This window comes from Streptomyces sp. NBC_00989 (genome assembly GCF_045162655.1).
Taxonomy (GTDB): domain Bacteria; phylum Actinomycetota; class Actinomycetes; order Streptomycetales; family Streptomycetaceae; genus Streptomyces.
In genome coordinates, this window is record NZ_CP108728.1 from 3,178,919 (window position 1) to 3,204,774 (window position 25,856).

18 protein-coding genes are annotated in these 25,856 nt (G+C 71.4%); 4 read left to right on the top strand and 14 right to left on the bottom strand.

Features of this window, described 5'->3' with window-relative positions:
• Positions 1-2: 2 nt before the first annotated feature.
• From OG714_RS13775 to OG714_RS13810, 8 genes are all read right to left on the bottom strand, one after another.
• Positions 3-446 carry a GPW/gp25 family protein gene (locus tag OG714_RS13775; protein WP_019062855.1) on the bottom strand — a complete coding sequence of 148 codons (444 nt, stop codon included), beginning with the start codon at positions 444-446 and terminating at the stop codon, positions 3-5.
• Positions 447-483: 37 nt separating this feature from the next.
• Complete coding sequence (locus OG714_RS13780) at positions 484-2,391, bottom strand: VgrG-related protein (protein ID WP_406120927.1); 1,908 nt, start codon at positions 2,389-2,391, stop codon at positions 484-486.
• The gene (locus OG714_RS13785) at positions 2,391-3,113 is read right to left on the bottom strand and encodes a peptidase M23 (RefSeq protein WP_327400575.1); all 723 of its coding nucleotides are present in this window, start codon (positions 3,111-3,113) and stop codon (positions 2,391-2,393) included. Before OG714_RS13785 ends, OG714_RS13780 begins: the two co-directional genes overlap by 1 nt.
• 31 nt (positions 3,114-3,144) lie before the next feature.
• Positions 3,145-3,567, bottom strand: coding sequence for a phage tail protein (locus OG714_RS13790; RefSeq protein WP_200691099.1), 423 nt, complete (start codon positions 3,565-3,567; stop codon positions 3,145-3,147).
• A gap of 3,583 nt (positions 3,568-7,150) precedes the next feature.
• On the bottom strand, positions 7,151-7,309 hold the full coding sequence (locus tag OG714_RS13795) for a DUF6760 family protein (RefSeq protein ID WP_327400577.1): 159 nt from the start codon (positions 7,307-7,309) through the stop codon (positions 7,151-7,153).
• The gene (locus OG714_RS13800; RefSeq protein ID WP_406120929.1) at positions 7,306-7,815 is read right to left on the bottom strand and encodes a hypothetical protein; all 510 of its coding nucleotides are present in this window, start codon (positions 7,813-7,815) and stop codon (positions 7,306-7,308) included. The genes OG714_RS13795 and OG714_RS13800 overlap by 4 nt, the downstream gene beginning before the upstream one ends.
• Positions 7,815-8,258, bottom strand: a complete 444-nt coding sequence (locus OG714_RS13805) for a phage tail protein (protein ID WP_327400579.1) — start codon at positions 8,256-8,258, stop codon at positions 7,815-7,817. Before OG714_RS13805 ends, OG714_RS13800 begins: the two co-directional genes overlap by 1 nt.
• A 59-nt stretch (positions 8,259-8,317) precedes the next feature.
• Positions 8,318-9,910 carry a phage tail sheath family protein gene (locus OG714_RS13810; protein ID WP_406120931.1) on the bottom strand — a complete coding sequence of 531 codons (1,593 nt, stop codon included), beginning with the start codon at positions 9,908-9,910 and terminating at the stop codon, positions 8,318-8,320.
• Between the two features lie 292 nt (positions 9,911-10,202).
• On the opposite strand from OG714_RS13810, the gene OG714_RS13815 reads away from it, so the two are divergent.
• Positions 10,203-11,621, top strand: coding sequence for a hydrolase (locus OG714_RS13815; protein WP_406120933.1), 1,419 nt, complete (start codon positions 10,203-10,205; stop codon positions 11,619-11,621).
• Positions 11,622-11,633: 12 nt separating this feature from the next.
• On the opposite strand, the gene OG714_RS13820 is transcribed toward OG714_RS13815, so the two are convergent.
• The 3 genes from OG714_RS13820 to OG714_RS13830 form a co-directional block, all read right to left on the bottom strand.
• Entirely contained in the window at positions 11,634-13,643 is a 2,010-nt protein-coding gene (locus OG714_RS13820; RefSeq protein ID WP_406120935.1) for an ATP-binding protein, read from the bottom strand.
• Positions 13,640-14,323, bottom strand: coding sequence for a DUF4255 domain-containing protein (locus OG714_RS13825; protein ID WP_406120937.1), 684 nt, complete (start codon positions 14,321-14,323; stop codon positions 13,640-13,642). The genes OG714_RS13820 and OG714_RS13825 overlap by 4 nt, the downstream gene beginning before the upstream one ends.
• A 177-nt stretch (positions 14,324-14,500) precedes the next feature.
• The gene (locus OG714_RS13830) at positions 14,501-15,190 is read right to left on the bottom strand and encodes a LuxR C-terminal-related transcriptional regulator (protein ID WP_406120939.1); all 690 of its coding nucleotides are present in this window, start codon (positions 15,188-15,190) and stop codon (positions 14,501-14,503) included.
• 191 nt (positions 15,191-15,381) lie between these two features.
• Between OG714_RS13830 and OG714_RS13835 the strand changes: the two genes are divergently transcribed.
• Positions 15,382-18,192: a LuxR C-terminal-related transcriptional regulator gene (locus OG714_RS13835; protein WP_406120941.1), complete on the top strand. Its 2,811-nt coding sequence runs from the start codon at positions 15,382-15,384 to the stop codon at positions 18,190-18,192.
• 37 nt (positions 18,193-18,229) lie between these two features.
• On the opposite strand, the gene OG714_RS13840 is transcribed toward OG714_RS13835, so the two are convergent.
• Positions 18,230-19,495, bottom strand: a complete 1,266-nt coding sequence (locus OG714_RS13840) for an alpha/beta hydrolase (protein ID WP_406120943.1) — start codon at positions 19,493-19,495, stop codon at positions 18,230-18,232.
• A 299-nt stretch (positions 19,496-19,794) separates the two neighbouring features.
• On the opposite strand from OG714_RS13840, the gene OG714_RS13845 reads away from it, so the two are divergent.
• Entirely contained in the window at positions 19,795-21,936 is a 2,142-nt protein-coding gene (locus OG714_RS13845; protein ID WP_406120945.1) for an AAA family ATPase, read from the top strand.
• Between the two features lie 105 nt (positions 21,937-22,041).
• Here the strand turns inward: OG714_RS13845 and OG714_RS13850 are convergent, their stop codons facing one another.
• A complete protein-coding gene (locus OG714_RS13850) occupies positions 22,042-22,602 on the bottom strand; it encodes a DUF3455 domain-containing protein (RefSeq protein WP_406120947.1) in 561 nt (186 codons plus the stop codon).
• 341 nt (positions 22,603-22,943) lie between these two features.
• Between OG714_RS13850 and OG714_RS13855 the strand changes: the two genes are divergently transcribed.
• Complete coding sequence (locus OG714_RS13855) at positions 22,944-23,981, top strand: thaumatin family protein (RefSeq protein ID WP_406120948.1); 1,038 nt, start codon at positions 22,944-22,946, stop codon at positions 23,979-23,981.
• Positions 23,982-24,003: 22 nt separating this feature from the next.
• Here OG714_RS13855 and OG714_RS13860 read toward each other — a convergent pair whose 3' ends face one another.
• Positions 24,004-25,854 carry a sigma-70 family RNA polymerase sigma factor gene (locus OG714_RS13860; protein WP_406120950.1) on the bottom strand — a complete coding sequence of 617 codons (1,851 nt, stop codon included), beginning with the start codon at positions 25,852-25,854 and terminating at the stop codon, positions 24,004-24,006.
• Between the last annotated feature and the right edge of the window lie 2 nt (positions 25,855-25,856).

Genomic DNA, 25,856 nt, shown 5'->3' on the forward strand with positions numbered 1-25,856 from the left:
GGTCAGTTGTCGCTTTCAGCAGCCGTGCCGGGCGTACCGGAGGTGTCCGGCTCGTCGTGGGACGGGATGACGTAGAAGGGGAAGACGAGGCTGCGCGGGTTGTTGGTGCCGCGGATCGAGTAGCGGACGTCGATGTACAGCACGCTCTGCTCGGTGCCCGCGGTGACCTCGACGTCGTCGACCTCGATGCGCGGTTCCCAGCGGTCGAGGCTGACGTGCACCTCGTGCTGGATGCGGCCCGCGGTCTGCTCGTTGACCGGCGCGAACACCAGGTCGTGGATCGCGCAGCCGAAGTCGGGCCGCATCGGACGCTCGCCCGGCGCGGTGGACAGGACGAGCCGGATCGCCTCCTCGACCTCGCGTTCCCCGCTGACCAGCGCGATGCCTCCGGTCGGCCCGATGCGCAGCGGGAACGACCACCCTGACCCGACGAACTGTTCGGCCATCAGACAACACCCGCCCGTTCCTTGCCCGTTGGGCCGCTCATGCCGGAATCACCATCGGGACAAGGCCGTTGAGCGTGACCACGCCCATGATCGGCACGGTGACGGCCCGAATGCCCACGTTGGCGATGGAGTTGATCTGCACGCTCGCGCCCGCGGTGAGCATCGCGTTGCCGAGCGCCTTCATGTTCAGGGCGCCCATCGCGTCCAACGTGATCGCTCCGGCGGTCGACTTGACGTTGACCAGCCCGCGCCCCTCGATGTTCAGCGGTCCGCCGCTCTTGATGGTCAGGCTGCGTCGGGCGCTGAGGGTGAGGCTGGTACCGGCCTCGACCGACACCGAGCGGCTGCCCTTGATGGTGACGCTGCCCTTGCTGTCCACGACGATCTCGGTGTTCGTGCGGTCCAGCGTGATGGTCAACTGCTTGTCCCCGGAGGCCAGTCGGACACCTTGCTTGCGGCCGCCGGTCTTCTGGCTGAGCAGGTCCATCCGGTTGCCGTCCCGGTCGGAGACGGTGTGCCGGCTCGCCTTCTTCCGTACGGCGTCGTGCAGCGGAACGTCACCGACGACGGTCGGCTTGTCCTTGCCGTTGTAGAGCCCGCCGATCACGAACGGATGGTCAAGTGCCCCCCGGTCAAAGGCGACGAGCACTTCGTCGTTGACGTCCATGGGGAAGATCCCGCCGCCACCGAGCCCGCCCCACTGCACGGTTCGCGTCCAGTCGCTGACGTACGTGTCGTCCAGCCACGGGAACTGCAACCGCACCCGCCCCTGTTTGAGTGGGTCGTTGACGTCGGTGACCAGGGCGTTGGCGACACCGGGCAGCCGGGGCGCGGTCTCCGAGCCGCCCGAGGCCAGCCCGTACAGCGAGCGCCACTGCCGTCCGCTGACCGTCACCCAGGTCTCGTAGTGCTTGCCGTCGCCGAAGACGTGCCGTACGGAGGTGGCCGTGTACTTGCCCTCGAAGGGGGTGCCCACGTCCGCGAGCGCGACCGGAACTCCCGGGCGCAGCTTGGGATTTCCGCGCGCGACGACCTCCAGTTCGGCGAAGGAGGACGTCACGTCGTCGGCGAGGGCGGCGGCTGCGAACTTCACCTCGTTCTGCTTGTCGTAGGGCGTGTCCGTCTCGACCAGCTTGGCCGTCTTGAACTTGCCGGCCGCCGCGCCCGGGGTGGTGCCGATACCGATGCCCGGATTCGAGGCCCCCGGCGAGGTGGCGGTGAGCTTCTTCTTCGTGGTGACGTCCCAGCCGCGCGCCTCGACCGTGCCGACCTGGTCGGCGGCGGTCACGGCGGCCCGCAGCCGCAGGATGTCGTGCCCGGCCTGGAGGACGAACGGGCTCTTGTCGCCGTCGGTCTCGGGGGACGGCGCACCGGACGACGGTTTCGGCTCCACGAACTGGAACTTGCCGTCCGCGTCGACCGACATGACCATCTCGTTCTCGTCCGCGAGCCGGGCGAGAAAGTCCCAATCGGTCACGTTGGACTGGGAGATGAACTCGTACACGGTCCGCGTCGACGTGATCTTCCCGATCGGCACCCCGTCCTGGGCGGCCAGTTTGCGGGCGATGTCGGACGCGCTCTGGTTCCGGTAGGCGGCGACCCGGCGCTGCCGCAGCAGCCGGTGCCCGAAGTCGTAGCCGCGCACGACGGTGAAGGTGCCGGTGCCGTCGTAGTCGGCCTCAAGTCCCGTGACTTCACCGGTCAGCAGCGGATCGGCGGCGCCCTGCCCGTCGGCCACCGGCGCGATGACGACCTTCGTGCCGAAGGTGACCCCGAGCTTCCCGAGGATGAGCCGGTACGGGTCCCGGAAGGTGAGCCGGAACGCGGCCGGGACGCCGACGCCCTGGTCGACGTAGCTGTCGACGAGGTAACGGGCGTACTCCGAAGGGATCTTGGCGCCGCCGATCTTCACCTCGACGACATTCGAGAACGCGGACTTCACCATCAGGAACGCACCTCCTCGGCGGCGGGCAGCACGAGTTCGACACCGTTCGCGAGCCGCGTCGGGTCGTCGATCCCGTTGGCCTCGGCGATCGCCCGCCACGCGGCGGAGTCGCCGTACTCCCGCCAGGCCAGCGACTGCAACGAGTCCCCTGCTACGACCCGGTGGACGCGCTGCGCGGTGAGCGCGCCCGAAGTCGGGTTCTGGCCCTTGGTGTTGCTCGGTATCTCGTGCAGTTGCAGCCGACAGGTGGCGCGGATGGGCACGCCGGTGGTCCCGAAGAGCGAGTAGGCGGCTTCGACGGAGGAGACGTAGGCGGTGAAGCGGGCAGTGGAGAACGACCCCCACTGGAACACCACCCAAGGCGGCGAAGGCTGCTTGGCGGCAATGGACTTGGTGGTCACGTCGCAACAGGCGAGCAGCGACTCGACCTTCTTCAGCACCGAGTTGCTGGTCGGCTCGTCGGAGGAGTCGAGGAAGATCTCCACGCCCATCTCACGCGGCTGCGAACCCATGAACTCCGGGAGGGAACCGTCCCGTTCGATCTGCGCGGGGGTCGTCTTCCACTGGGCGCGACGGGTGAGTGACAGCTGCGCCGGGTTGAAGTCGAAGGCGAAGGTCTTGATGAGCCCACCGGGGGTGGTGCTCCCCCCTACCGGCGGCTCGTGAATGGCAAGGCTGGCACGGACAAGGCTCTTGCCGGCGCCCCTGCTGGTGGTGGCCATGGTCTTCCTCTCCCTTCCTCCGCCGCCCCGCTCAGTCCGTGAATCCGTGGTGCGCGATCTCCAGGACCTCGGTGGCGACGGCCGGTCCGGCCGGGTCGAGGGAGGGGCCCTGCCAGCTCACCGGCAGCACGTCGATGAGCCCCCAGTGGGCGACCTCCGAACCGTCCGCGCGCAGCGCCGCGATCTGGCCGGTGGGGCGCTTGATCCCGGTCTGCACGGAGGAGATCCACTTGGCGACCTTCGCGGTGTCCGGGGTGAGCGGGCGGGTCAGCCGGATGGTGGAGAAGGTGACACGGGTGGGGAGTTGCCAGACGAAGCCGTTGTTGCCGCCCTCCTGCCGGTGCTCGATCTCCACCGTCGACGACAGCCCGTCGCACCCGTTGAAGTAGCCGAGGCTCTCGCCGTCGATGCTGAGGGTGAACCAGATGGTGGAGCCCGGGTCGAGGCGGGACATCGGGGGTGGGCCTTCCTGTCGTTGCGTCGGGGCGGGGTGGTTCCGGTCAGTGGCGGGGGTCGCGGAGCTTGCCGATCCGTTCCCGGTCCAGGCGTAGTTCCGTGCGGATCAGGCGGGTGATGCGGCCGATGATCCGGTGCACGAGTTCGTCCAGCTGGAAGTCGGTGAGGTCTCGGGGGTCGAACTGGCCTGCGGGGATTGCCTCGTAGGCGGGGGGTGGGGGGTTGCCGGCGTTGGCTGCTGTGGCTGTGGTCGGGGAGTAGGGAGGTGGGGGGTCGGGGGGTGGGGGTGACTGGGAGGGGGCTGCGGTGTACGGCGGGGGTGGGGTGGAGGGGCGTGAGGCGGGGGCGACGACTGTGGTTGGCGCGGTGGAGGTGGGGGTTTTACCGAGAGTGGGGCGGGCTCGGTTCAGGGGGGAGGGGGCTGCGGGACCGAGTGCGGTGGTGGTCGAGGCGTTGCGTTGGACTGTGGGGATGGGGAGGGGTCCGGTTCCGACTGGGGTGGAGACCGGGAGGGGGCTGTGGGGTGCGGGGGTGGAGAGGCGTAGGGGTACTACGGGTATGGCGGGGGTGCTGGGGAGTGCGGCGGTCGTGGGTAGTACGGGGGCGCCCGGTGCTCCTGGGGTGCTGGGGGCTGCGGCAGTGCCGGGTACTACGGGGGTGACGGGGGTGACGGGGGTGACGGGCCTGTCGGGTGTCGTTCGGCGGTGACGTTGTATGGGGGTGAAGGGCGACGGGGATGCGGGGCGCTGCGCCGGGGGTGGTGTGCGGAGCGAACCGCTTGGGCGCGCCGGTGTGGTGGGGGCCTGTGTGGTGGGGCGAGGTGCGGTGAGGGAGGGCGCGGTGAGCGGCGGTGCGGTGCGGGAGGTCTCGCGGGGAGGGATCGGTCCAGGAGCGGTCGGGCTGGGCGGAGCCGGCTTCGTGGCGCGGGGCAGGGCCGTAGGTGAGGGCGGGGGCACGGCTGAGGGCGAGGGCCCAGCTGGGGATGGCGTCACAGCGGAAGACGAAGTCGCGGCTGGGGATGGAGCCACAGCCGAGGGTCGGGGCCCAAGCGTGGACGCACTCATGGCCGGAGACTGGGGCCCCACCGTGGACGAAGTCACAGCCGAGGACGGGGTTGCAACCGAGGACGGAAGAGCAGCCAGTGGCGGGGGCGCGGCCGGGGCTGCGGTCGGGCGGTCTGCGGTGGTCGGGTGCGTGGTGGATGAGGGGGCGGTGGCCGAGGGGGCCTGCGCGACCGGTACGGGCGTGCTCGGAGCGACGCTTCGCTGGATCGTCGGTCCCTGGCCCGGTGTCGCCGGGGCCGCCGGGCCGGCTGGGCTGGATGGGGCAACAGGCAGCCGGTGCAAGGTAGTTGGAGGCGCGTCAGTTGGGAACGCGGCAAGCGGATGCGCTGTGGTGGGGTGTCCAGCAGAGGGGTGTGCGGTCGCTGCGTGGGCGGTGGCCGGGGGCGTCTGCGGGGCCGGTGCAGATGCGTCGGGGGCGACGCTTCGCTGGATCGCCGGCCCCGGGACCGGTGTCGCCGGGACTGTCGGGACAGCCGGGACTGCCGGGGCAACAGGCTGCCGGTGCACGGCAGTTGAAGGCGCGGTGGCTGGGAGCGCGGTAGTCGGGGGGCCGGCAAGCGGATGTGCGGTGGTTGGGTGTGCGGCAGGCGCATGCGCGGCGGCTGAGGGGGCGGTGGCCCGGGACGTCTGCGGGGCCGGTGCAGACGCGCCGAGGGTGACGCTTCGCTGGATCGCCGACCCAGGTCCCGCTGTTGGCCTCGAACCCGGTTCCGTACGGTGCCCAGCGCCGGCCGGAGGGAACGGCGAGCCGGTGAGGGGCTTGGCGTCTGCGGGTGTGGCGGTGACCGGAGCGCCGAGGGGTGAACGGCGCCGGACGGGAGTGGTCGTCGCGGAAGCCGGAGATCGGGGGGCGGGTATTGGCGAACCTGCCGCCGGGGAGGGCGCGGGCGCGGGACCCGTGACCGAATCACCTTGCGGGACAGGGGCGTTGGGCACGTTGCCCTGCGCGGGGTGAGTCGCCGAACTGGGCATCGGTGGTACGGGCGTGGAGGGCTGCCGCGTTTCGTTCGGGCGCGTCTCGTTCGGTCGCGTGGCGAGCGGGGCGCCGAGGGGGATGCGAGGCGGGCGGCGGGCGGCACTGCGTTGGATCTGGGGTGCGGGAGGGGGCGTAGGAGCGGGGGTTGGACCGTTGCCGGGATCGTCGGTCCGGGTGGGGGCGGAATCCGCCTGTTCCACGCGGGCCGCCGAGGTGTGGGGCTGGGCGCTGCCATCGCGTGGCGCGGGAGCAGCCGCGACACGTTGTACGGGCATCGGGGCGCGGGAGACGTCAGGTGCCGTCGGCTGGGCGAAGGCGGCGGGCGTGACCGGCGGCAACTCGGTTGACGGCGATGCGGAGTTCGGCATGGATGTCGGGGCGGCCGGGGACTTCGGAACCGTCGGGAGCTTCGGGGCCGTCGGTGACTTCCGAGCCGTCGGGGCGGAGGTCGTCGCATCAGGCACAGTGACCGCCCGCCGCACGCCACCCGAAGTCTCCGGAACCACGCCGGGCCCCGCGGGCGTCACCACCGCAGCACCAGGCACCGCTTCCCGCGGCTCCCCCGCGCCACGCGCACCACCCGAAGCCACTGCGCGCTGCACCGCCACCCGCTCGGCAACGTTCCCGTCCGTGCCGTGAGCGTCTCCCCCACCACGAACTACGTTTGCCGCACCACCGAGTTGCTCCACGACGCCACCACTGGCCGCCGGGACGGCAAACGGAACAGGCGAGTCTCCGCCCGGCTCACTTTCCCCTCGATCCCCACCAGTTGAGGCCGACCGGGACTCACCCCTGGACTCGCTGCCCGCACCACCCTCCACAGCACCCGAGTTCCGCCGACCAACCAGCCGCCGCTGCACCGCAGCCGTGCTGGCCCTCGTCAACGACCCGGCCCCCGGCCGGAGTTGCTCCGCCGACACCGCGGCCACCCGAATACCGGAAGCCGGCCCCATCGCCCCGCCCGCAGGAGCCGAAGCACTACTGCGCGCCCCCACGGACCCACTCGCCGCAAGAGGCACAGCCCGCTGCACCACCGGACCAGACACCCCACGCCCAGCACTCAAACCTGAAGCTGAACCTGAACCCGAGCTTGCCCGCAACGGAACCACCGGCCCCGGCTGCTGCGCACCCAACGCCCGCCCCGCCAACGGCAGTTCACCCGCAGGCTGCCCAAGGCTCGGTACCGCCCGCACCGGCGGCGCGGGCAGCGCGGAACCGGCGATCCGGGCACTCCGCTCCGCGTCCAGCACCGCGCGGAACCCCGTCCCCGTGAACGACGGGTTCTGCCAGGTGGGCAGCCGCGCACCGAACCCGGCGTCGGCCACCCCGGTACCTCCGACGGCGGAGGCCCGCTGGATCGGCGGCAACCCGGGCCAACTCGCCAGAGCCACCGCCGGCGCCGTGGACACCGTGGAAACCGCAGGAGCCGTAGAACTCGTAGTACTCGAAGAACTCGCAGGACCTGCGGAGCCGTCCTCCTCGGCAGAACCCCGAAGTCCGTCTGCCCCTCGTCCCCGCAACCGGTCCAAGAACCCCACCGCTCAGCCCTCCGCCCCGGACCGTGTCACCAGGGACGCGATCTCGCCCAAGTAGCGGCGGCGGTCGTGGTGTTCGAGGTCCAGGATGTCCTCCAGGCTCCAGTGGAAGTGGTAGGCCACGTACGCGATCTCCTCGTGCAGCCGGTCGGTCGCGTACGTCACGATTCCCCCAGGCGGCTCCCGCCGAGCTCCACTTCGAAGGGTTCCGCGCAGTGCGGGCACTGAACTGCCGCGCGGGTGTGGCCTTCCGCGTTGATCTGGCGGTAGAAGTCCTGGAGGAAGGCGAGGTCGGAGGCGAACATGTTCTCCACGATCCCGTCGTGGACCATGGGGACGCTGCCCAGCCTCGTGATCACCCGGCCGAGCAGCACCACCGACAGATACGCCGGGTTCTCCTGCACCCGGACGTCCCGCAGCGGCACCAACTCGTCGCGCGCGGTGGCCAGTCGCATCACACCGTCCTGGTGGACCGTGCCGGACTCGTCGACGTAGCCGCGCGGCAGCTGGAAGGGGAACTCGGTCCGCAGCGTCTGCCGTACGGCGGGAGCGGCGGCCGGAGCCGGGGCCGGTATCGGCCCCGCCCCCACCCCTGCCCCAGCCACGGACTCCGCACCCGGAGCGGGCGCAGCCACAGCCGCCGTCACGCCGGCAGCCGCCGAACGCCTCATTATTCGATGACCAGTTCTTCGAACACGATGGTCACGGACTCGGTGAGGGCGGCGGCCTCGCCCGCCTTCACCGTGCTCGCGTCGATCTTGCTGCACCAGGCGTTGCGCAGGTGGTAGCGCTTCACCGGGTTGTTCTGGAAGTCCATCATGATGATCGACGCGTTCTTGCGCGCGGTGGTCATCTGACCGGAGATCGACTCGTTGATCCACTGGGTGAACGAGGCCGACTGGGTCATGCCGCGGATCACCGTGCAGGTGCCGTTCTTCTTCACGCCCGGCATGTTCTTGACCACGTTCTGGCCGTTGGGGGTGTTCTGCTGGTACGTGATGACGTCCTGCTCGATGCTGAGGCCGCTGACCTCCGCGAGGTACTCGACCATCACACCGTCGATCTGCAGGCCGAAATTGTGTGAGGTGAGGGCGTCACCCGGCTGGAGACTCATGAATTCGCGTTCCTTCTGGCGTTACGGCGGCTGGCTGCTGGCTGATGGGAGTGGGGGGACTACTCCTCCAACTCCCCGCTGCCGCTGGAGAACTGGGCCAGTCGGAAGATCACGAACTCGGCCGGCTTGACCGGTGCGATGCCGATCTCGCAGACGACCCGGCCGACGTCGACGGACTCCGGCGGGTTGGTCTCCTCGTCGCACTTGACGTAGTACGCCTCCTCCGGCCGCTGGCCGAACAGGGCACCGCTGCGCCACTCGTTGACCAGGAAGGCCGAGATGTTGCGCCGGATCCGGGCCCACAGGGCGTGGTCGTTCGGCTCGAACACCACCCACTGGGTGCCGATCAGGATCGACTCCTCCAGGTAGTTGAAGTACCGGCGGATGTTGAGGTAGCGCCAGGCCGGGTCGGAGGACATGGTGCGGGCGCCCCAGACGCGGATGCCCCGGCCAGGGAAGGCGCGGATGCAGTTGACGCCGATCGGGTTGAGCAAGTCCTGCTCGCCGCGGGTGATTTGGGTCTCCAGGTCGACCGCGCCGCGTACGACCTCGTTGGCCGGCGCCTTGTGCACGCCGCGCTCGGAGTCGTTGCGGGCCCAGACGCCGGCGATGTGGCCGCTCGGCGGGATCAGCCGGGACTGTCCGCTGGACGGGTCGAAGGTCTTGATCCACGGGTAGTACAGGGCCGCGTACTTGGAGTCGTAGCCGGCCGTCTCCTGCCGCCAGACGCGGATCTGACGGGCGTTCAGGCTCGGCGGCGGGTCGATGACGGCGACCCGGTCGCCCATCAGCTCGCAGTGCGCGATGAGGCCCAACTGGACCGCCTTGACGGCCTCCAGGTCGATCGCGCCGCGCTGGTAGGCGGCCATCAGGTCGGGCACCGCGACCATGGAGATCTCGTCCACGGCCTCCAGACCGCCGAAGCCGGTGCGGTCGGAGGAGTCGCCGAGGTAGGTGGCCGGGCCGGGATGTGACGCGGTGTCACTTCCCTTGCCGGGTACGGCGGGTGCGGCGGAAGCGGGCGCGGGCGCGGTGAGGGTGATCGTCTGGTTCTCCGGGCGGGCCAGCTGCGCGGCGGGCGCGGTCTCGGCCACGGCGATGAGCTTGGAGCGCTCCTTGACCTGGGTGACGACGTAGTTGCGGCCGCCCTTCTTGGCGGTGACGTCGAAGCTCTCGACGTCCTTGCCGGCGTCCTTGACGATCAGCCGGAAGCGTTCGGCGGGGCCTTCGCCCTCGGCGTCGGCCACCTCGACGGTCAGGTCGCCGGGTGCCAGCGCGGTCACGGCGAAGGTGCCGAGCTGGGCCGGCTCGCCCGCGGGCAGCGCGGCCGGGGTGGCCGAACCGGTCACGGCGGACGGGGACCTGGTCTCCGCGGAGGTGCCCTCGGCGGTGCCGCCGACGCGGACGACGTAGGCGGCGGAACCGCCGTTGTTGAAGAAGCCGTAGACGGAGTGGGCGAGGTAGTACGCGTCGGTGAACTCACCGAAGGCAGCGACGTACTGCGTCCAGTTGGTCACCAGGGTCGGCTCGTTCAGCGGACCGGTCGGGGCCAGGCCCACGAAGGCCGCCACCGAGGTGCCCACTCCCTCGATCGGGCGCGAGCCGCTGGCCACCTCCTCGACGTAGACGCCGGGCGACAGATAGGACGGCATGCTCTGCTCTCCTCGGGGTACGAGACAGGACGCCCTCAAGCGTCACGCGCGCGACCCGGCCGCCGAAACGTCCCCGAGTGCCTGCCTTGGGGCAACTTCCTTGCCCTCAGGGGCAGTCCGCGGCACGGTTCGCGGGCAGCCCGCCGCGTCGTGTTCTCCGCAGGGCCGTCCCGCCGCGGTGGATGCCGTCGCCGCGGGGGCAGTGACGGGTTTGACGGGCGGCCCCTTTGGGCAACCGCTGTTGCCCCGGCGACTCCTGACGCGCCCTCACCATCCGTCGTAGCGTCGGCTCATGAGTCTGTGGACCTCCCTGGAGCCCGCGTCCGCGACCGTCGATCCCGGTGGCAGTACCCGCGTGCGGCTGCGGCTGCGCAACACCGGCGACGTCGTGGACGAGTACCGCTTCGAGCCGGTCGGGAGCATCGCGCCCTGGACCGTCGTGGAGCCGCAGACGCTGCGGCTCTATCCGGGCACGACGGGGACGGTCGACCTGACGTTCGCGCCGCCGCGCACCCCGGACGCGACGGCGGGCCCGAACCCGTACGCGGTGCGGATCACGCCGACCGAGCACCCGGAGGCGGTCACCGTCCCCGAGGGCAATCTGACCATCACCCCGTTCACGGAGGTGCGGGCGGAGCTGGTGCCGCCGACGGTCAAGGGACGGTTCCGGGGCCGCCCCCGACTCGCCGTGGACAACCTCGGCAACACCAGGCTGACGGCGTCGATCAGCGGCAGTGACAACGGCGACCAGCTGTCGTACGACATCCATCCGGGCAATGTGCAGATCGAGCCGGGCCGGGCGGCCTTCGTCAAGGCGTCCCTGAAGCCGCGGAAGATCATCTGGTTCGGGCCGAAGGAGCAACGGCCGTACACGCTCAGCGTGTTGCGGTCCGGCGCCAACCCCCTTCCGGTGGAGGGGACTTACCTCCAGCGCGGGTTCCTGCCGCGTTGGCTGGCCACCTTCCTCGGGGCCGTCCTCGCGCTCTCGCTCACCTTCCTCATGCTGTGGATCGCGTACAAGCCGCAGGTGAGAACCGCCGCCACCGAGCAGTTGAAGGACGCGGGCGTCAGTACGCTCGCGCCCGCTCCCTCCCCGACGGCCAGTGTGCCGCCGCCGCCCACCGCGACGGCCACGACTCCCCCGCCGGCGGCCGAGACCTCCACGGCCGCCGCGACGGGCGGTGGCGGGGGTGGTTCCTCGGAGTCCGCCAAGCCCAAGGTGAAGCCGGCGACGGCGGCGACCGCGGTGAAGAAGCTGGCCGCGAAGGACGCGGGCCGGCACATCTGCTACCGCGCGTTCATCGCGGGCGACGGCTGGACGGACGCCGTCTGCGACGGGGCGGCGACCGGCACGGTCGATGACGCGAAGCAGATCACGGCCCTGAACATCGCGGTGTCGGGTTCCCTCGGCTCGGCCGCCAACGCCTTCATCCACAACCCCGCGTCGACCGACGGCAACGGCATGTGGGAGCCGCAGTGGACGGCGATCATCCCCGACAACAAGGACAACTACGTGGGCAGTTCGAAGGCCGACGCACCGTACATGACGGGCTTCGCCATCAACATCGGCAGCGGCCAGGTCTGCGAGTCGGCCCGCAACACCGGTTGGGACTGGGGCGGTCAGGGGTGCGCCGACGCGCGCCCCAAGTACATCTTCGGCGGCACGCTCGACAACTCCCGCTGGCTGGTGGCCGTCAAGTTCACGGTGTAGCCGCCGGGGCGGCTACCAGGTGCCCTCGCCGGGTACCAGCCGCCCCGCCTTGCGGTATTCACGGCGGGCCCCTTCGAGGAGGTCCGCCGTGGTCACCGTGTCCCCTCGTCCGGCGGCGAGGTACGCGGCGGTGACGACGGCGCTGCGGATGGAACCGCCGGCCAGCTCGAACTCCTGGGCCAGCGGAGCGAGTTCGAGGTCGGGCGCGCTCGGCACATGGGTCAGGCCGTGCCGCCACAGCGCGAGCCGCTGCGTCGGATCGGGGAACGGGAAGTCGACGACCAGGTCGAGCCGCCGGGTGAACGCCTCGTCGATGTTGGCGCGCAGGTTGGTGGTGAGCAGCGCGATCCCGTCGAAGGACTCCAGCCGTTGGAGCAGATAGGCGCTCTCCATGTTGGCGTACCGGTCGTGCGAGTCCTTCACCTCGGACCGCTTGCCGAAGACGGCGTCGGCCTCGTCGAAGAGCAGCACGGCGTCGGTGCGGTCGGCTTCCGTGAAGATCCGTTCGAGGTTCTTCTCGGTCTCGCCGACGTACTTGTCCACGATCGACGACAGCTGAACGACATAGAGATCCAGGCCAAGTTCGGCCGCGACGACCTCCGCCGACAGCGTCTTGCCGGTGCCGGACTCCCCCGCGAACAGGCCGAGTACGCCACGCCCCCGGCCGCCGCCCGCGCTGAGCCGCCAGTCGCCGAGGACCCGGTCGCGGTGCCGGGCGCGCAGGGCGAGTTCGTGCAGCTGGGTCAGGGACCGCTCGGGCAGGACCAGGTCCCGCCAGTCGACGGCGGGCCGGATCCGCCGGGCATGCTGTTCGAGCCCCGACGCCGACTGCTGCCGCGCCGCGAGCCGCAGATGGGCGGCGCTCATCGGGGTGCCGTCGAACGCGGCAAGCCCCCGGGCCGCCCGGGCGGCGCGTGCGATGCGGTCGGCGCCGAGATGGTACGGCGTGACGGTGGCCCGTACGTCGAAGCCGCTCTGCTCGCCGACGGCGTCCGTCCAGGCCCGCACCGCCGCGGCCCGCTGCCGGGGCGCCTCCAGGATCAGCGGATCGCTCTCGCACCACTCCGGGTCGTACGGCCGCGCACCGGCGACCAGCACGGAGACGTCGGTGGCGTCGGTCAACGCCCGTACCAGCGCGCCGGGTTGATCGGGCAGCCCGCTCACGACAACCGTACGGCCGCTGAGCCGGGCCTCGCGCAGCAGCTCCGGCACCCGCTCCACGGGCCCGGAGAACCGCACGGCGGCCACCCCCGCCGCGTCCAGCGCGGCCGCCACGCACACGAGCCCGTCGCCCTCGTGACGCTCCCTCAGATACACGGTGAGCGGCGGCCCGCCGGCGAGCAGCGCGCCCAGCCGGTCCACGAAGACGGCGAACTCCTCGTCTCCGCCCGGCTCTTGTCCGTCGTACGACACGCTCGGCAGCGGCAACGGGTGGAGGTGTCCGGTGAGGGTCGCGTCCGGGGTGTCGTCGCCGAGCAGGTGCGCCACGACCCGGTCGGGCACGCGCAACGAGCGGCTGAGGAAGGGGCGTTCGGGTTCCTCCACGGTGAGCAGCCCGAGGGCGCACAGCGGAGCCGTCGCGAGGAACCGGGCCCGGCCCGCCGCCTGGTGCGCGGGGATGCCGCACAGGTCCAGGGCGAGTCCGACGGTGGCCCGGCGGCGGCTGACGTCGTCGTTGAGGTAGCCGTAGAGGGGCTCGAAGGTGCGGTCCAGGTCGGGGGCGAGGGCGACGAGGAGGAGTGCGGTGTCGAGGTCGGTCAGGTGCAGGGCGGCGAGCCGGTCGGCGGTGCCGTGTGCCAACTCCGGTGTTGGCGGGGCCGGTTCCGGGGAGCGCAGGAGCAGTCGTCGTACCGCCTCTTCCGGGAGGTACAGGCCGCGCATCGGGTCGCCGGCCGTGGGGTCGGTGGCGGAGCGCCGGTCGACGAGCAGGGCGACGCGCTCGCGGAGGCGGCCGAGCCGCGCGAGGAGGGCGTCGGTCTCCGGCTCGGCGGCGAAGGCCAACGCGTCCTCGGTGACCGTCATGTCGGCGTCCCAGGCGCCCTCTTGCGCCGGGCGACCTCACGGGACTCCCGTACCGCCGCCACCTGGCGCGGGCGGTGGGCGCGTTCCTCCACGCCCGGCTCGCTGCCGTCGAGGCCGCCGATGCGGACCGCCGCGCCCTCGGTGACGGGCGGGCCGGCGTCGTACTCGGGGTAGGCCGGGAAGGGCGCGGTGACCACGAGGTCGAGGGACGGCTTGAGTTCGCCGCCAAGGGCGGACCAGATCTCCGCGAGGGAGCGTGACTCGGTCTGGATGCCGGCCACCGAGATCGGCACCGACAGACCCAACGCACCGAGGGAACCCGGCAGTTCGTCGGGGGCGAGCAGCTCGCGCGGGATCAGGGTCGACAACACGGCGGACAGCAGCCGGTGTTCGTCCTGCGGGCGCTTCGTCCACGCCGTCACCAGGTACGACAGCCGGAACCAGCGCGGCGGCTGGCGACGCTTGACGACCACGTCCCGCTCGTCGCGCACGGCGACATGCCCGCGCTGGCGGCGGTGCACGTCCTCCCGGATGTCGTACAAGTAGGTGTTGATCGTGGGGGTGTTGCGGCGGGCGGCCCAGTCGCGGGTCGGGGCGTCGAAGGAGACCTCGATGCCCGAACCGGCCAGTGCGCCGCCGCCGATCAGGTCCTTGAGAACCTCGTCCACCTCGTGGATCACCGCCGAACTCCCGCCCTGCCGTGCTGTCGTGCCCCGCGGTCCGCGTCGGCGCCCGGTACGCCCCTGTCGGCCGTCCCCCGATCGTGCCGTCCCAACCGCCCGTCCCCGCAAGCACCTTGGGGACGGGGGCAGGGCACGGCATGTTGCCCGCGTGTCCGGCTTCGAGTGCCCGTTCGGTCAGATGTAGCCTTCCCGAAGGGCATGCGCCACGGCATGCGCCCGATTGCGCAGGTGAAGGCGTGTGGTCAGGCCGTGCATGACGTTTTTGACGGTGCGTTCGGAATAGGAGAGCTTGCTGGCTATCTCTCCGGTGTCCAGCCCCTCGGCGACCAGCCGCAGGACGTCCACCTCACGCGGCGAGAGCCCCGAGGGATGGGCTCCGGACCGGCCCGCCGCGCTGCGATGCAGCGTCCCGACCTGTTCGACGAGCCTGCCGATCAGATCGGCCGGCAGGTCGCCGTCACCGCGCGCCGCGGCGACCACGGCCTGCACCAGGCGCTGCGCGGTCGCCTCCCCGCGCCACACGATGGCCCCGACCCCGCACTCGATCACGTCGAGCAACTCGGCCTCGCGCAGCGCCCCGACGACGAGCACGGCCCGCCCGCCCTCGCTGCGCACGAGCCGGCGCAGCCGGGTGAGCGCGGTCTCGTCGAGCGTGTCGGCGATGAACAGGGCCACTCTGCCGGGCCCGGTGTCGTTCTCCTCGCGGAGGTCGATCTCCGGGTGTCTGCGCAGCTGGCTGAGTGCTCCCTCGCGGGAGATCGGGTCCGGGGCGTGCACCGCCACGGGTATCCGGTCGGCGGGGTCGGCCGTACCGGGGTGTGCGGGCCGCGATGAGCTGAGCAACGTTCTCCCTCGAATCCACATCCAACTACGTGCCACCCCAGGTGCGCTGATGGCGGCCGTGTACTCCCCACCCTCACGGGGCGGACGGGGCGCGCGCAATCGTGGAGCACCACGAGCAGCACCACGAGATCGGCCGTACGGCGGACCACGGCGAGTGAGCGGCGAAGACGGCGACCGGCACGACGGGTACGAGGGACACGAGGAGGAGCGCGATGACGGGGACGACGTCTGACGCCGGGGCGTCCGCGATACCGCCCGAACACCGGGACGCGACAAGGCTGTTGGCGGCGGAGGCCGCGTGGGCCCGGGCCGGTGCCGGCCGGCTGGTGCTGCTGCGCGGGGCCACCGGGACGGGCCGTACCACCGTGCTGGAGGCCACGGTCACGGACGCCTTGGCGCACGGCATGCGGGTGCTGCGGGCTCGCTGTTCGCCCCGCGACCGGGCGGTGCCGTACGCCACCGTGCTGCAACTGATGGCCCCGGTACCGGAGTTCGGTGACACGGCGTCCGCCGGGGACGAGCGGGCGAACGCCGAGCTGTTCCGGCGGGTACTGCACTCGTACGCCGACCGGGCACCGCTGCTGATCGCCGTGGACGACGTCCACCTGGCCGACCCGGCCTCGCACCGCTGGCTGGTCGAGTCCGCCCGGCACGTCGACCGATTACGGATCCTGCTGGTCGCCACGGAACGCAGCCAGTACGACGTCGACCCATCGGCACCGGGCCTGACCCACACCCTGTCGCCCGCCCTGGTCCGCACCCTCACACTGGCCCCGCTGACCGCGAACTCGGCCGCCGAGCTGGTGGGTTCGGCCCACCCGGACGCCCCCGAGTCATGGGTGGAGGACTGTGTACGGGCGGGTGCAGGCAACCCGTTGCTGCTGCGCGCCCTGCTCGACGACCTCGGCGCCGGCCGGCACACGAGCGTGCCGACGTCGTCCGCCGCGCTGTACCCGGGCGCGTATCCGGCCGCGGTGTCCTGGTGGTTGGACAGCGCGGGTCCGGCCACCGGCGAGGTCGCCCGGGCGCTGGCCGCGCTGGACGAGGGGTGGGACGGGGGCACCCCGCGGGATCTGCCGAGCGGTCACGCCACCGGTCCCGCCGAGGAACTGGCCGCTGTCATCGCCGAGTTGGCCGGTGCCGACCCGGCGCGGGTGACCGGCTGGCTCACCGCGATGAGCGGGCTCGGGGTGCTGCGCCCCGACCCCGACGGACGTCCGCGCTACGCGCATCCACTCCTGCGGGACGCGGTGCTCACCGGCGTGCCCGCGACCCGACGGCGGGCGGCGCACGCGGCGGCGGCCGAGACGATGCAGCGCCACGGTGTCTCGCCCGACACAGTGGCCCGGCAACTGCTGCTGTCCGACCCGGTGGGCGAGCCCTGGACGTCCGCCGCGCTCCAGGAGGCCGCCTCGCTCGCGCTGCGCGACGGGCGCACGTCCGACGCGACGGCCTTCCTGCGCCGGGTCCTGGAGGAGCCGCTCCCGGACGCCCGCAGACAGCGCCTGCTGACCGAACTGGGCTCCCTGGAGTACAAGGCGCAGACGTCCTCAGCCGGTATCCCGCGCCTGAGCGAGGCGTTACGGCTGTCCGGAGCGCCGCAGGACACGGTGCGCGCGGCGGTCGCGCTCGGCACGGCGCTGGCCGGCCGGGGCAGGACCGTAGCCGCCGTGGACGTACTGCGCACGGTGGAGGACGAGTTGACGGACCGTCCGCAGCTGATCCGCATCCTCCAGACCGCCTCGGTGCTGCTGTCCGAGCAGGACCAGACGGTGCGCAAGGAGGTGTACCGGTGGCTGTGCGACGCCGCCGAGCTCTCGCCGGAGCTGGTCGGCACAGCCGGTCACGCGCTGGTCGTACGGCATGCGGCCACGGCCGGGCTGATCTCGGCGGCCGAGGCGATGCGGCGAGTGCGGGCACTGCTCGCCCAGCCCGCCGATCCGCTGACCGAGCCGTTCCTGATCGGTACGGCCGCCGCGGTCGCCCAGTGGGCCGACGAACTCCCGGAAGCCGAAAGGCTGGTGGAGCGCGGCCTGGTGGGCCAGCGTCCCGACCTGCTGCACCCGATGCACGAGGCGCTGGCCAACGTACGGGCCGACATCCTGGCCGCGCGCGGCGAGCACGCGCGGCTGCTGGCGGAACCGTGCCCGCGTGACCGGGCGCGCACCGGGCCCTCCAACCGGCAGTCCCATGTGCTGCTTTCGCTCGTGGCGACCGGCGAGGAGGCGCGGGCGCTGCGGCTCGCGAACGGGTTCGATCTGCGGTCCGCGCCCGACTCCTGGGAGTTGAACCGCTTTCTCTACGCGCGGGGAGTGGCGCGCGCCGCCACCGGCGACACGGCGGGCGCGCTGCACGACTTCCTGGAGTGCGGGCGCCGTCAGTCGGCCCGTGAGGTGGTCAGCCCGGTCGTCACGCCGTGGCGCACGGCCGCCGCCGAGTGCCGTCTCGCCCTCGCCCGTCCCCGGGAGGCCGTCGCCCTGGCCGAGGAGGAGCTGCGGCTGGCCCGGGTGTGGAACACGCCCCGCACGATGGGCCGTTCACTGCGCGTCCTGGCCGCGGCGACCGGCGGCCGACGCGGTCTGGAGCTCGCGGAGGAGGCCGTACGACTGCTGCGGGGCGGCCCGGTGGGCACGGAGGCCGAGTTGGTGTCGGCGCTGGTCACGCAGGGCCGTGGGCTGACCGCGGCCGGGGACCGGGGGCGGGCCCGTGCCTGTCTGCGGGAGGCCGCGGAGCGGGCCGAGCGGCTGGGTGCGACGCGTCAATGGGCCCTGGCGGAGGAGGCGTTGGGCGAGAGCGGTGCCCGGCGGTCGGCGCCCGCCCGTACCGGTTCCGATTCGCTCACGACCAGTGAGCGGCGGATAGCCGAACTGGCCGCCGACGGCCGGACGAACACCGAGATAGCCGATCTGCTGCACCTGGCCCGCCGCACGGTGGAGACCCATCTCACCAGTTCCTACCGGAAGTTGGGCATCCGGCGGCGAGGCGAACTGCCCGGGACGCTGGGGCGTCCGAACGGGCGGTGATCCACGGTCCGCCGAACGGGCCGTGGATCACCGCCCGTTACTTGCGCGTCCCGGCGGTCGGCTTCTTGGGCTCGGTGCCCTCGGCCCGCACGGTGCTGTTGCCCTTCTTGGGGACGTGCCGGGGCACGACGTCCTGGGGGAAGGTGAGTTGCTGGTTCATCCACTTCAGGGACCCGGGCATCTCCCGTACCCAGGTGGGGAAGTTGTGGCTGCCCGACTCGGGCAGGATCGACGCGACGCGCATGGGCGCCTTGACGGCCTTGATGAAGGCGAGTGTCTGCGGATAGCCCCGCTCGCCGTGCTTGCTGTCGGCGACCAGGACGGAGACCTGGGGTGCGGGCAGGTGCTTCAGCCGCCACATCAGGTCGTGTCCGTTGACCCGGTTCACCCGCCCTAGGCCGCTGCCGAAGAGGTTGCCGGTGGTGGGGTCGTCCTTGATCCGGTAGTCGGGCGAGAGCGCGGCGGCCGTCGTGTACACGTGCGGGTTGCGCATCGTCAGCTGAAGTGCGCAGGTGCCGCCGGAGGAGTAGCCCATGACGCCCCAGGCGCTGGCGTCGTGGCCGACCCGGTAGACGGACTTGAGGGCCTGCGGAAGGTCCTTGGCGAGGAAGGTCTCGGTCTGCGGTCCGCCAGGAACGTTCACGCACTCGGTGTCGCGCGGCGGGGCGATCGTGGGCCGGATCATCACCATGATGGTCGGCTGCATCTGCCCGCTCTTCTGCAGCTGCCCGGCGGTCTGCGACACCCGCAGGTACTGCGCGAGGTTGAAGATGCTGCCCGGGTAGCCGCTGAGCGCGACGACGACGGGGAAGCGCTGGCGCGCGTACGCCTTCTGGAAGTACTGCGGCGGCAGGTAGACGAATGCCGGGTCGACCACTCCCGTACGGCGGCCGATGACCTTGACGGACTCCACCTTGCCGTTCACCGCGGGATTGCCGGTGGGCAGTCCGCTGACCCGGCTCAGCTGCTCGTCGCCGGCGGGCTGCACCAGCGCCCCCTTCACGGTGACGCCGCCGATCGAGCCGTCGCCGCTGTGGTCGGCCGCCTGGGTCACGCCGACGGGGGCGGTGTCGACGTTGCCGAACAGCTCGCCCCACGATCCGAAGAACTGGTACGAGGAGTTCAGCCAGCACGCGAACGCCGCGATGATAGTGACCTGAGTCACTCCAATGGCTGCCAGCCGCCCGAGCACCTGCCGCACGCCCCGACTGGCGAGCCGCGGCCACACCCAGACCAGCAGCGCCACGCAGACGACAGCCACGGCCGCCACCACATAAACGGTAGTCTCGCTGGTCAAACCCATGCCACTCAGTCCCCGGTTTCCTTGCCTGTGCTGTTTCCTTCACACAGAAGGAGGGCTACGGACCCTTCTGCGTTCCTCAACGAGCACGAATAGGACAAAGAAGCGGGTCGGTACGGGTTTCCACGGACGGCCCCCCGGCAGGTTTACGGCGTCCCGCTCGGTGTCCAGCCGGCGTCGCTCCGGCGATCGGTCGAGTCGCCCGTAAGACCGGCGTAAGGTCCCGCCGTGCCCCGTCGTCCGGTTCGACCCGGTAGGTTTCGCAGCGGTCCGAAGCGGTCGACTCCGGGGAAGGGAACGGCATGGCGAAGGACGATTCCGCCCTGCGGTCCGGCCCCGGCGACGACAACTCGGCGGACGGGCACGGCAGATCGGCCGGAAACGGCCGGCTGGCCGACAGACTCGCCTCCGCCCGCCTTCAGTACTTCGTCGGCAGGCGGAAGGAACTCGCCCTGTTCCGGCGGGCGTTGGCCGGCGAGCCCGGCGCTCCGATGGTCATCGTGCTGCACGGCCCGGGCGGCATGGGCAAGAGTGCGCTGCTGCAACGCTTCGCCGCTGAGGCACGCGCCGCGGGCCGGCCGGTCGTCGGCGTCGACGCCCGTACGGTCGAGCTCTCACCGTCGGCCTTCGAGGCGGCGACCGCCGAGGTGTTCGCCCGCGACAACGCTGTCCTGCTGGTCGACGACTTCGAGCGCTACCGCGCCATGGAGGAGTGGATACGCGACCGCTTCCTGCCGCGCTTACCTGCCGGAGCCCTGGTCGTGGTCGCCGGACGGCACGCACCCGACCCCCTCTGGAAGGCGGACCTCGCGTGGAGCGAGGTCCTCCAGGTCGTGCCGCTACGGGAGTTGGGGCCCGCGGACTCGGCGGCGCTGCTCACCTCGCAGGGTGCCGACCCCGCGCTGCACGCGTCCCTCCTCCGGTTCGCCGCGGGGCATCCGCTCGCCCTGCGCCTGGTGGCGGAGGCCGCGACCCACGACAACTCGTCGACGGACGAGGTCTTCTGGGCCCCGCTGCGCACGGTCGTCGACCGACTGCTGACCCACATGGTCGGCAGACCCCCCTCGCCCGCACACCGGCGGGCACTGGAGGTGTGTGGCCATGTCGCCGACACCACCGAGGAGTTGCTGCGCGTGGCACTCCCCGACGAGGACGCCACCGAACTCTTCGCCTGGCTACGGCAGTTGTCGTTCATGAAGTCGGGCCCCTTCGGGGTGTGCCCCTACGACGTCGTCCGTGACGCCCTGGACAGCGACTTCCGCTGGCGCGACCCGGAACGCTACAAGGCCATGCACCGCACGATCCGCCGCCATCTGGTGGAGCGCGTCCGGGACGCGCCGGAGAAGGAAGCCCTGCGCGCCGCCCGCGAGTTCAACCACATCGTCTCCAGGGCGCAGTGGCTGCGGGAGTTCCAGGGCGGCCGGGACGAACCCGACGTCCACGAGCAGCCGATGCGCCCGGAGGACGCCCCCGCGCTGATCGAGCTGACCCACAGGGTCGAGGGCGAGCACAACGCCCGTGCGGTCGCCTACTGGTTGAAGCGCCAGCCCGAGGCGTTCCACGTCCACCGGCGCTGCGACACGGGTCAACTCCGCGGATTCATGGCCTGGTTGAGGATAGACGCGCTCGACGACGAGACCCGGGCGGCCGACCCCGTGCTGACGGAGGCGTGGGAGCTGGTCTCCGCGATGACTCCCCCGCGCCAGGGCGAACACCTGGGTGTGGCGCGGTTCATGGTGCACGAGGAGAACCACCACCGTCCCTCGCGGTCGTGGGACCTGGTGCGGATGCGGATCGTCTGCGAGCTGCTGCGCGCCAAGCACTGCGCGTGGTCCTGTTTCGTCAGCGCCGAACCGAAGTTCTGGGCACCGCTGATGACGTACATGGGCATGTTCCAGCCGCCCCGCCGAGCCGCCCACGCCGATCGCGGGTACGGCCTGTTCTGCCACGACTGGCGGGCGGTGCGGGTGGAGGAGTGGGCCGAGGGGATCGACGCGCGCCTGTACGGCGGGGTACCTGCGGTGGCGGCCGGCAAGCCCAAGTCCCGTGTCTCGGCGCTGAGTCGGGAGGAGTCGGACGCCGCCGTCCGGGAGGCGCTGCGCGGCTGGCTCGACCCCGGCGGGCTCGCCGACAACCCGCTGCTGCGCAGCCGGCTGGTGGAGGAGCTGAGCGAGGGCGACCCGGTGACCGCGCTGCGCGACCTGATCGGCAAGGCCGTACAGCGGCTGAACGCCCATCCCCGCACCCGGCATCTGCACGACGTACTCACGCTGACGTACCACTCGACGTCCACGCAGGACGCCGTGGCGCGGAGGCTCAACCTGGCGTTCAGCACCTACCGCAGGCATCTGGCCCGTGCCCTGGACGAGGTGCGCGAGACGGTGTGGGACTGGGAGGTGCACGGCCGGATCAGGGCCGAACAGGAGCCGCCGCAAGGGAGTTGAGGGTCCTGCGACAGTTCCGCGCGCATACTGCAGCGGCCCCCGCGTGATCACGCCGGATCGCTCGGGAAGCCACTGCCGTCGCCGCCTACCGGACTGCCTGCCGGACTACTTGGCGGGCTTGTAGAACGCGTACGTGGCGGTGTACTGCACGCTGACCTGGTCCGTGCTGGTGCCGGTGCAGGCCGTGGTGGGGGCGACGCCGCCGCTCGTGGCCAGGCGCTGGACGTAGGAGACTCCGGCGAAGACACCGGTGCCGCGGGTGGCGGTGGCCTTCAGCAGCAGCTCGGGAATGGTGCCCGTCTTGGGCGAGTTGGCGATCGCGGAGCCGTTGACCGCGCTGCCGTCCACCGTGGACACCCACACCGGGCCGCGGGAGTGCAGGGCGACAGAGCGCTTGGCACGGTCGTTCTTGGCCCACAGGGTGGCGGCGGGCTCCAGCAGCGTCCAGGCGCTGTTGGTGCAGGTGTAGGTCTGGACGCCTGCGGCGGAGAAGACGCCGGTGAGCTTGTTGCCGTCCGGGACCTTCAGCGCGTCGGGCACGGTGACGCCGAGGCGGAGCGGCGGCTGAGGGGTGGCGGCCTGGCCGACGGTCGCGCTCACGAGCGTGCCGGCGGCCACGGCGGTGATGGCCGTGGTGGTGAGGATGAGACGTTTGGCGATCTTCATCGGTGTGTCTCCAGAGCAATTTCTGAACAGGGTCGCGGGTATCAGGGTCACGGATGTCCGGACTCCCGGGCCGATCAGATGATCTTTCGGTCCCGCAGCCGCAATGTACGGCGGAACAATCGCGGCCGGGTTGCCAACTTCTGATCGACTTGTGTCCAGCGCTGCTCACCTCGTCCGTATTGCCGACCCTGTTTCCGTTGTCCGGCACGCGGGCCGCCGGTCTCCTCTACGGAAGGCTCCGCCGGCCGGATCGCCGCGCGGCGGAGCGTGGGAACGGACAGGAGTGTTGAGACATGCCTCGTTGCCGGTTGTCCATCCGCCGACAAGGGCGCGCACGATCCGTGGCGGGCCACCGCCGTGCGCCCCGCCCGCGCCGCCCGGTACACAGACAGGTCGGCCTGGCCGCCGCGATGATCCTGACCTGCCTCGCCGTGGTGACCGCCGTACTGATGGCCCACACCCAGTCAGGAACCCCGGGAGACCGTACGGTCGCCGGCCCGTCGTCCACGCACAGTACGGCGACCGCCGGCACCGCCTCCCACCCCGGACCCTCGCCTACGACGACGTCGTCGCCGAGCGCCAAGCCCTCCCCGTCGCCCACTCGTGACGCACGGAAGCCGTCCAAGGCCGGCCCCTCGCCGTCCGGCGCGGCCGATCAGCCGAAGGCCGCGACCGCCGGCAAGCGGACCGTCACCCTGGTCAACCGCCTCGACCAGACGATCTGGCCCGCGATCGCGGCGGACCCCAAACACCCGGTGGAGGCCACGGGTTGGGTGCTGAAGCCCGGGGCCAGCCTCAGCTTCGCCGTCCCCGACCACTGGGACGTCCGGGTGTGGGCGCGTACCGGCTGCTCCTTCGACGCGTCCGGCGACGGCCACTGCCTGACCGGCGACTGCGGCCGCTTCCAGTGCGGTTCGACCTGGGGCGAATTCCCCTCCACGCTGGCCGAGTTCAACCTGAACGCCTGGAACGGCATGGACTTCTACGACGTCAGCCTGGTCGAGGGCAACAACCTGCCGATGTGGATCAACAGTTACGGCGGCTCGTCCCGCGACAAGCTGGACGCGAACGGCTGCTCCGCCGCCGGATGCACCCGGGACGCCAACGCGACCTGCCCGACCAAACTCCAGCGCATCCGGAACGGCCGTGTCGTGGCCTGTCTGAGCGCCTGCCTGGTGTTCAAGACGGACAAGACCTGCTGCACCGGCGCCTACGCCGCGCGCCCCCAGTGCGTCCCCTCGTCCTGGCCCGTCGATTCGGCGGCCGTGTTCAAGAAGGCCGAGCCCTTCGCCTACTCCTACGTCAACGACGACGCGACCAGCGTGCTCACCTGCTCGGGAGAGTGCGGTTACCGCATCACCTGGGGAGTGAGCCCCTGACTCCGCGTGCGGCCGGGCCGGATCAGTCGGCGGACTGGAAGGCCCGGCCCGCCGCGGTGGTCGTCGTACCGTCCGTGAAGAGCCCGCTGCTCGGCTTCGACGCGTCCGCGCCCAGCCCGAACCACGCGTAGCGCCGCACATAGGACAGGCCGTCCAGCGCCTTGGTGGACGCGGTGACGAAATCGGCCTGTTGCTGCGCGGACGGGAAGCGGGTGCCCTGGGAGAAGTCGATCAGCGCGTACTCGGTGAGCCAGATCGGCTTGTGGTAGCGCGCGTACACGGCGGCCAGGTACGACTTCAACTGCTCGACGGCCTGCGGGGTTCGGAAGTCGCCGCCGTACCAGTGCAGCGTGATGAAGTCGACCCGGTACCCCTTCGCCTCGGCCCCGGACATGAACCGGTCCAGCCAGCCACCCGCCGTGTCCCCTCCGTAGGCGACCGCGGGGCTGCCCAGGATCTTGCCCGCCGCCATGAGCTTGGGCCACAGTTGCAGCGCCTGCTCGACGGTCATGTTCGACTGCTGCGCCATGTCCGGTTCGTTGAACCCCAGCAGATACGGCCCGTACTGCCGGGCCTGGGCCAGCGAGGAGTCGGTCACGGACTTCGCTCCCCAGATCATGGGCACGAACGACCCCGACGAGGGCGTCGTGATCCCCGAGTGCTGCGTGGACCAGGTGTAGTACCAGTTCGCCCCGCTCGCGGCGAGCGCCTGGCTCACCCCGCCGAACGTCCACACCCCGACGCCCTTCTTGGCACCGGAGGCGATGTGCGCGGGAGCGGCGGCGATGTGCTTCGAGGGAGAGGGACTCGGCTTGGCCTTCGGCGTCGGGGACTTGCTCGGAGACGCCGAGCGCGTGGGGCTCGGGGTAACGCTGGCCACGGGAGCGGGCGATGCCGCAGCCGTCGTAGAAGAGGAACCCCCGGTCAGCCTGGGCGCGACCAACGCGGCCACCACGGCGACGGCGACCGCCGCCGAACCACCCACGACCTGTTTGCCGCCGATACGGCCGGACCGGCGCCCGTGCCGCCGACGGGTTCCACCATGCCCTGAGGGAACGGCGGTTGGGACGGCGTCCAGCAACTGGGACACGTCGAACCGGGCCGGCACCGCCACCAGCGGCAGCCCGCTGAGCAGCCGGTCCATCGGAAGCAGCCCCTCGTCCAGCCCCTCGCACACCCCACAACCACGGATGTGCCGGGCAAACCGCTTACGCCACAAGGCACTTGGCGTGCCGTCCCACGTCGAAGCCGTCTCGTCCAGCTCCGCACAGCGCGGCGCGGCCACCAGCGCCCGCACCACCACCCGCGAGACCTCCATCTGCTTCTTCATCCGCTGCACGCGGACGGAGGCGTGCCGGTCGGACAGCCCCAACGCACCGGCGAGTTCGGCCCGTTCGAGTTCGCCGGTCTCCTCCAGCCACCACAGGGACAGCAGTTCCTGGTCGTCGGGGTCGAGCCAGCGCGTGGCCTCGACGACCTCACGGCGCTGCTCGGTCAACCCCAGCCGCAGGATGGTCAGTCCGGCGAAGTCGAGCGCGGGGTCGGTGATCGCCTCCGCGTCCTCCAGGTGCGCCCTGCGGTCACGGTCCGCGGCCCGCGCCTGCTCACGGTCCCGTACCTGCCTGATCGTGATGGCCACCAGCCAGGACCGGAACGCGGCGGGATCCCGCAGTTTCGGCAGCCCCCGCACCATGCGCAACAGCGTCTCCTGTACGACGTCATCGACGTCGGCGTGACCGTTCAGGGCCCGGCCGACGATGTTGTAGACCAGCGGCAGGCACTGCGTCAGCAGGTGATCCAGGGCCTGCCGGTCACCCGCGCACGCGGCGCTCACCACGCCCGTGTCAGGGCCACTCCTGGGCTTCTTGCGCATCT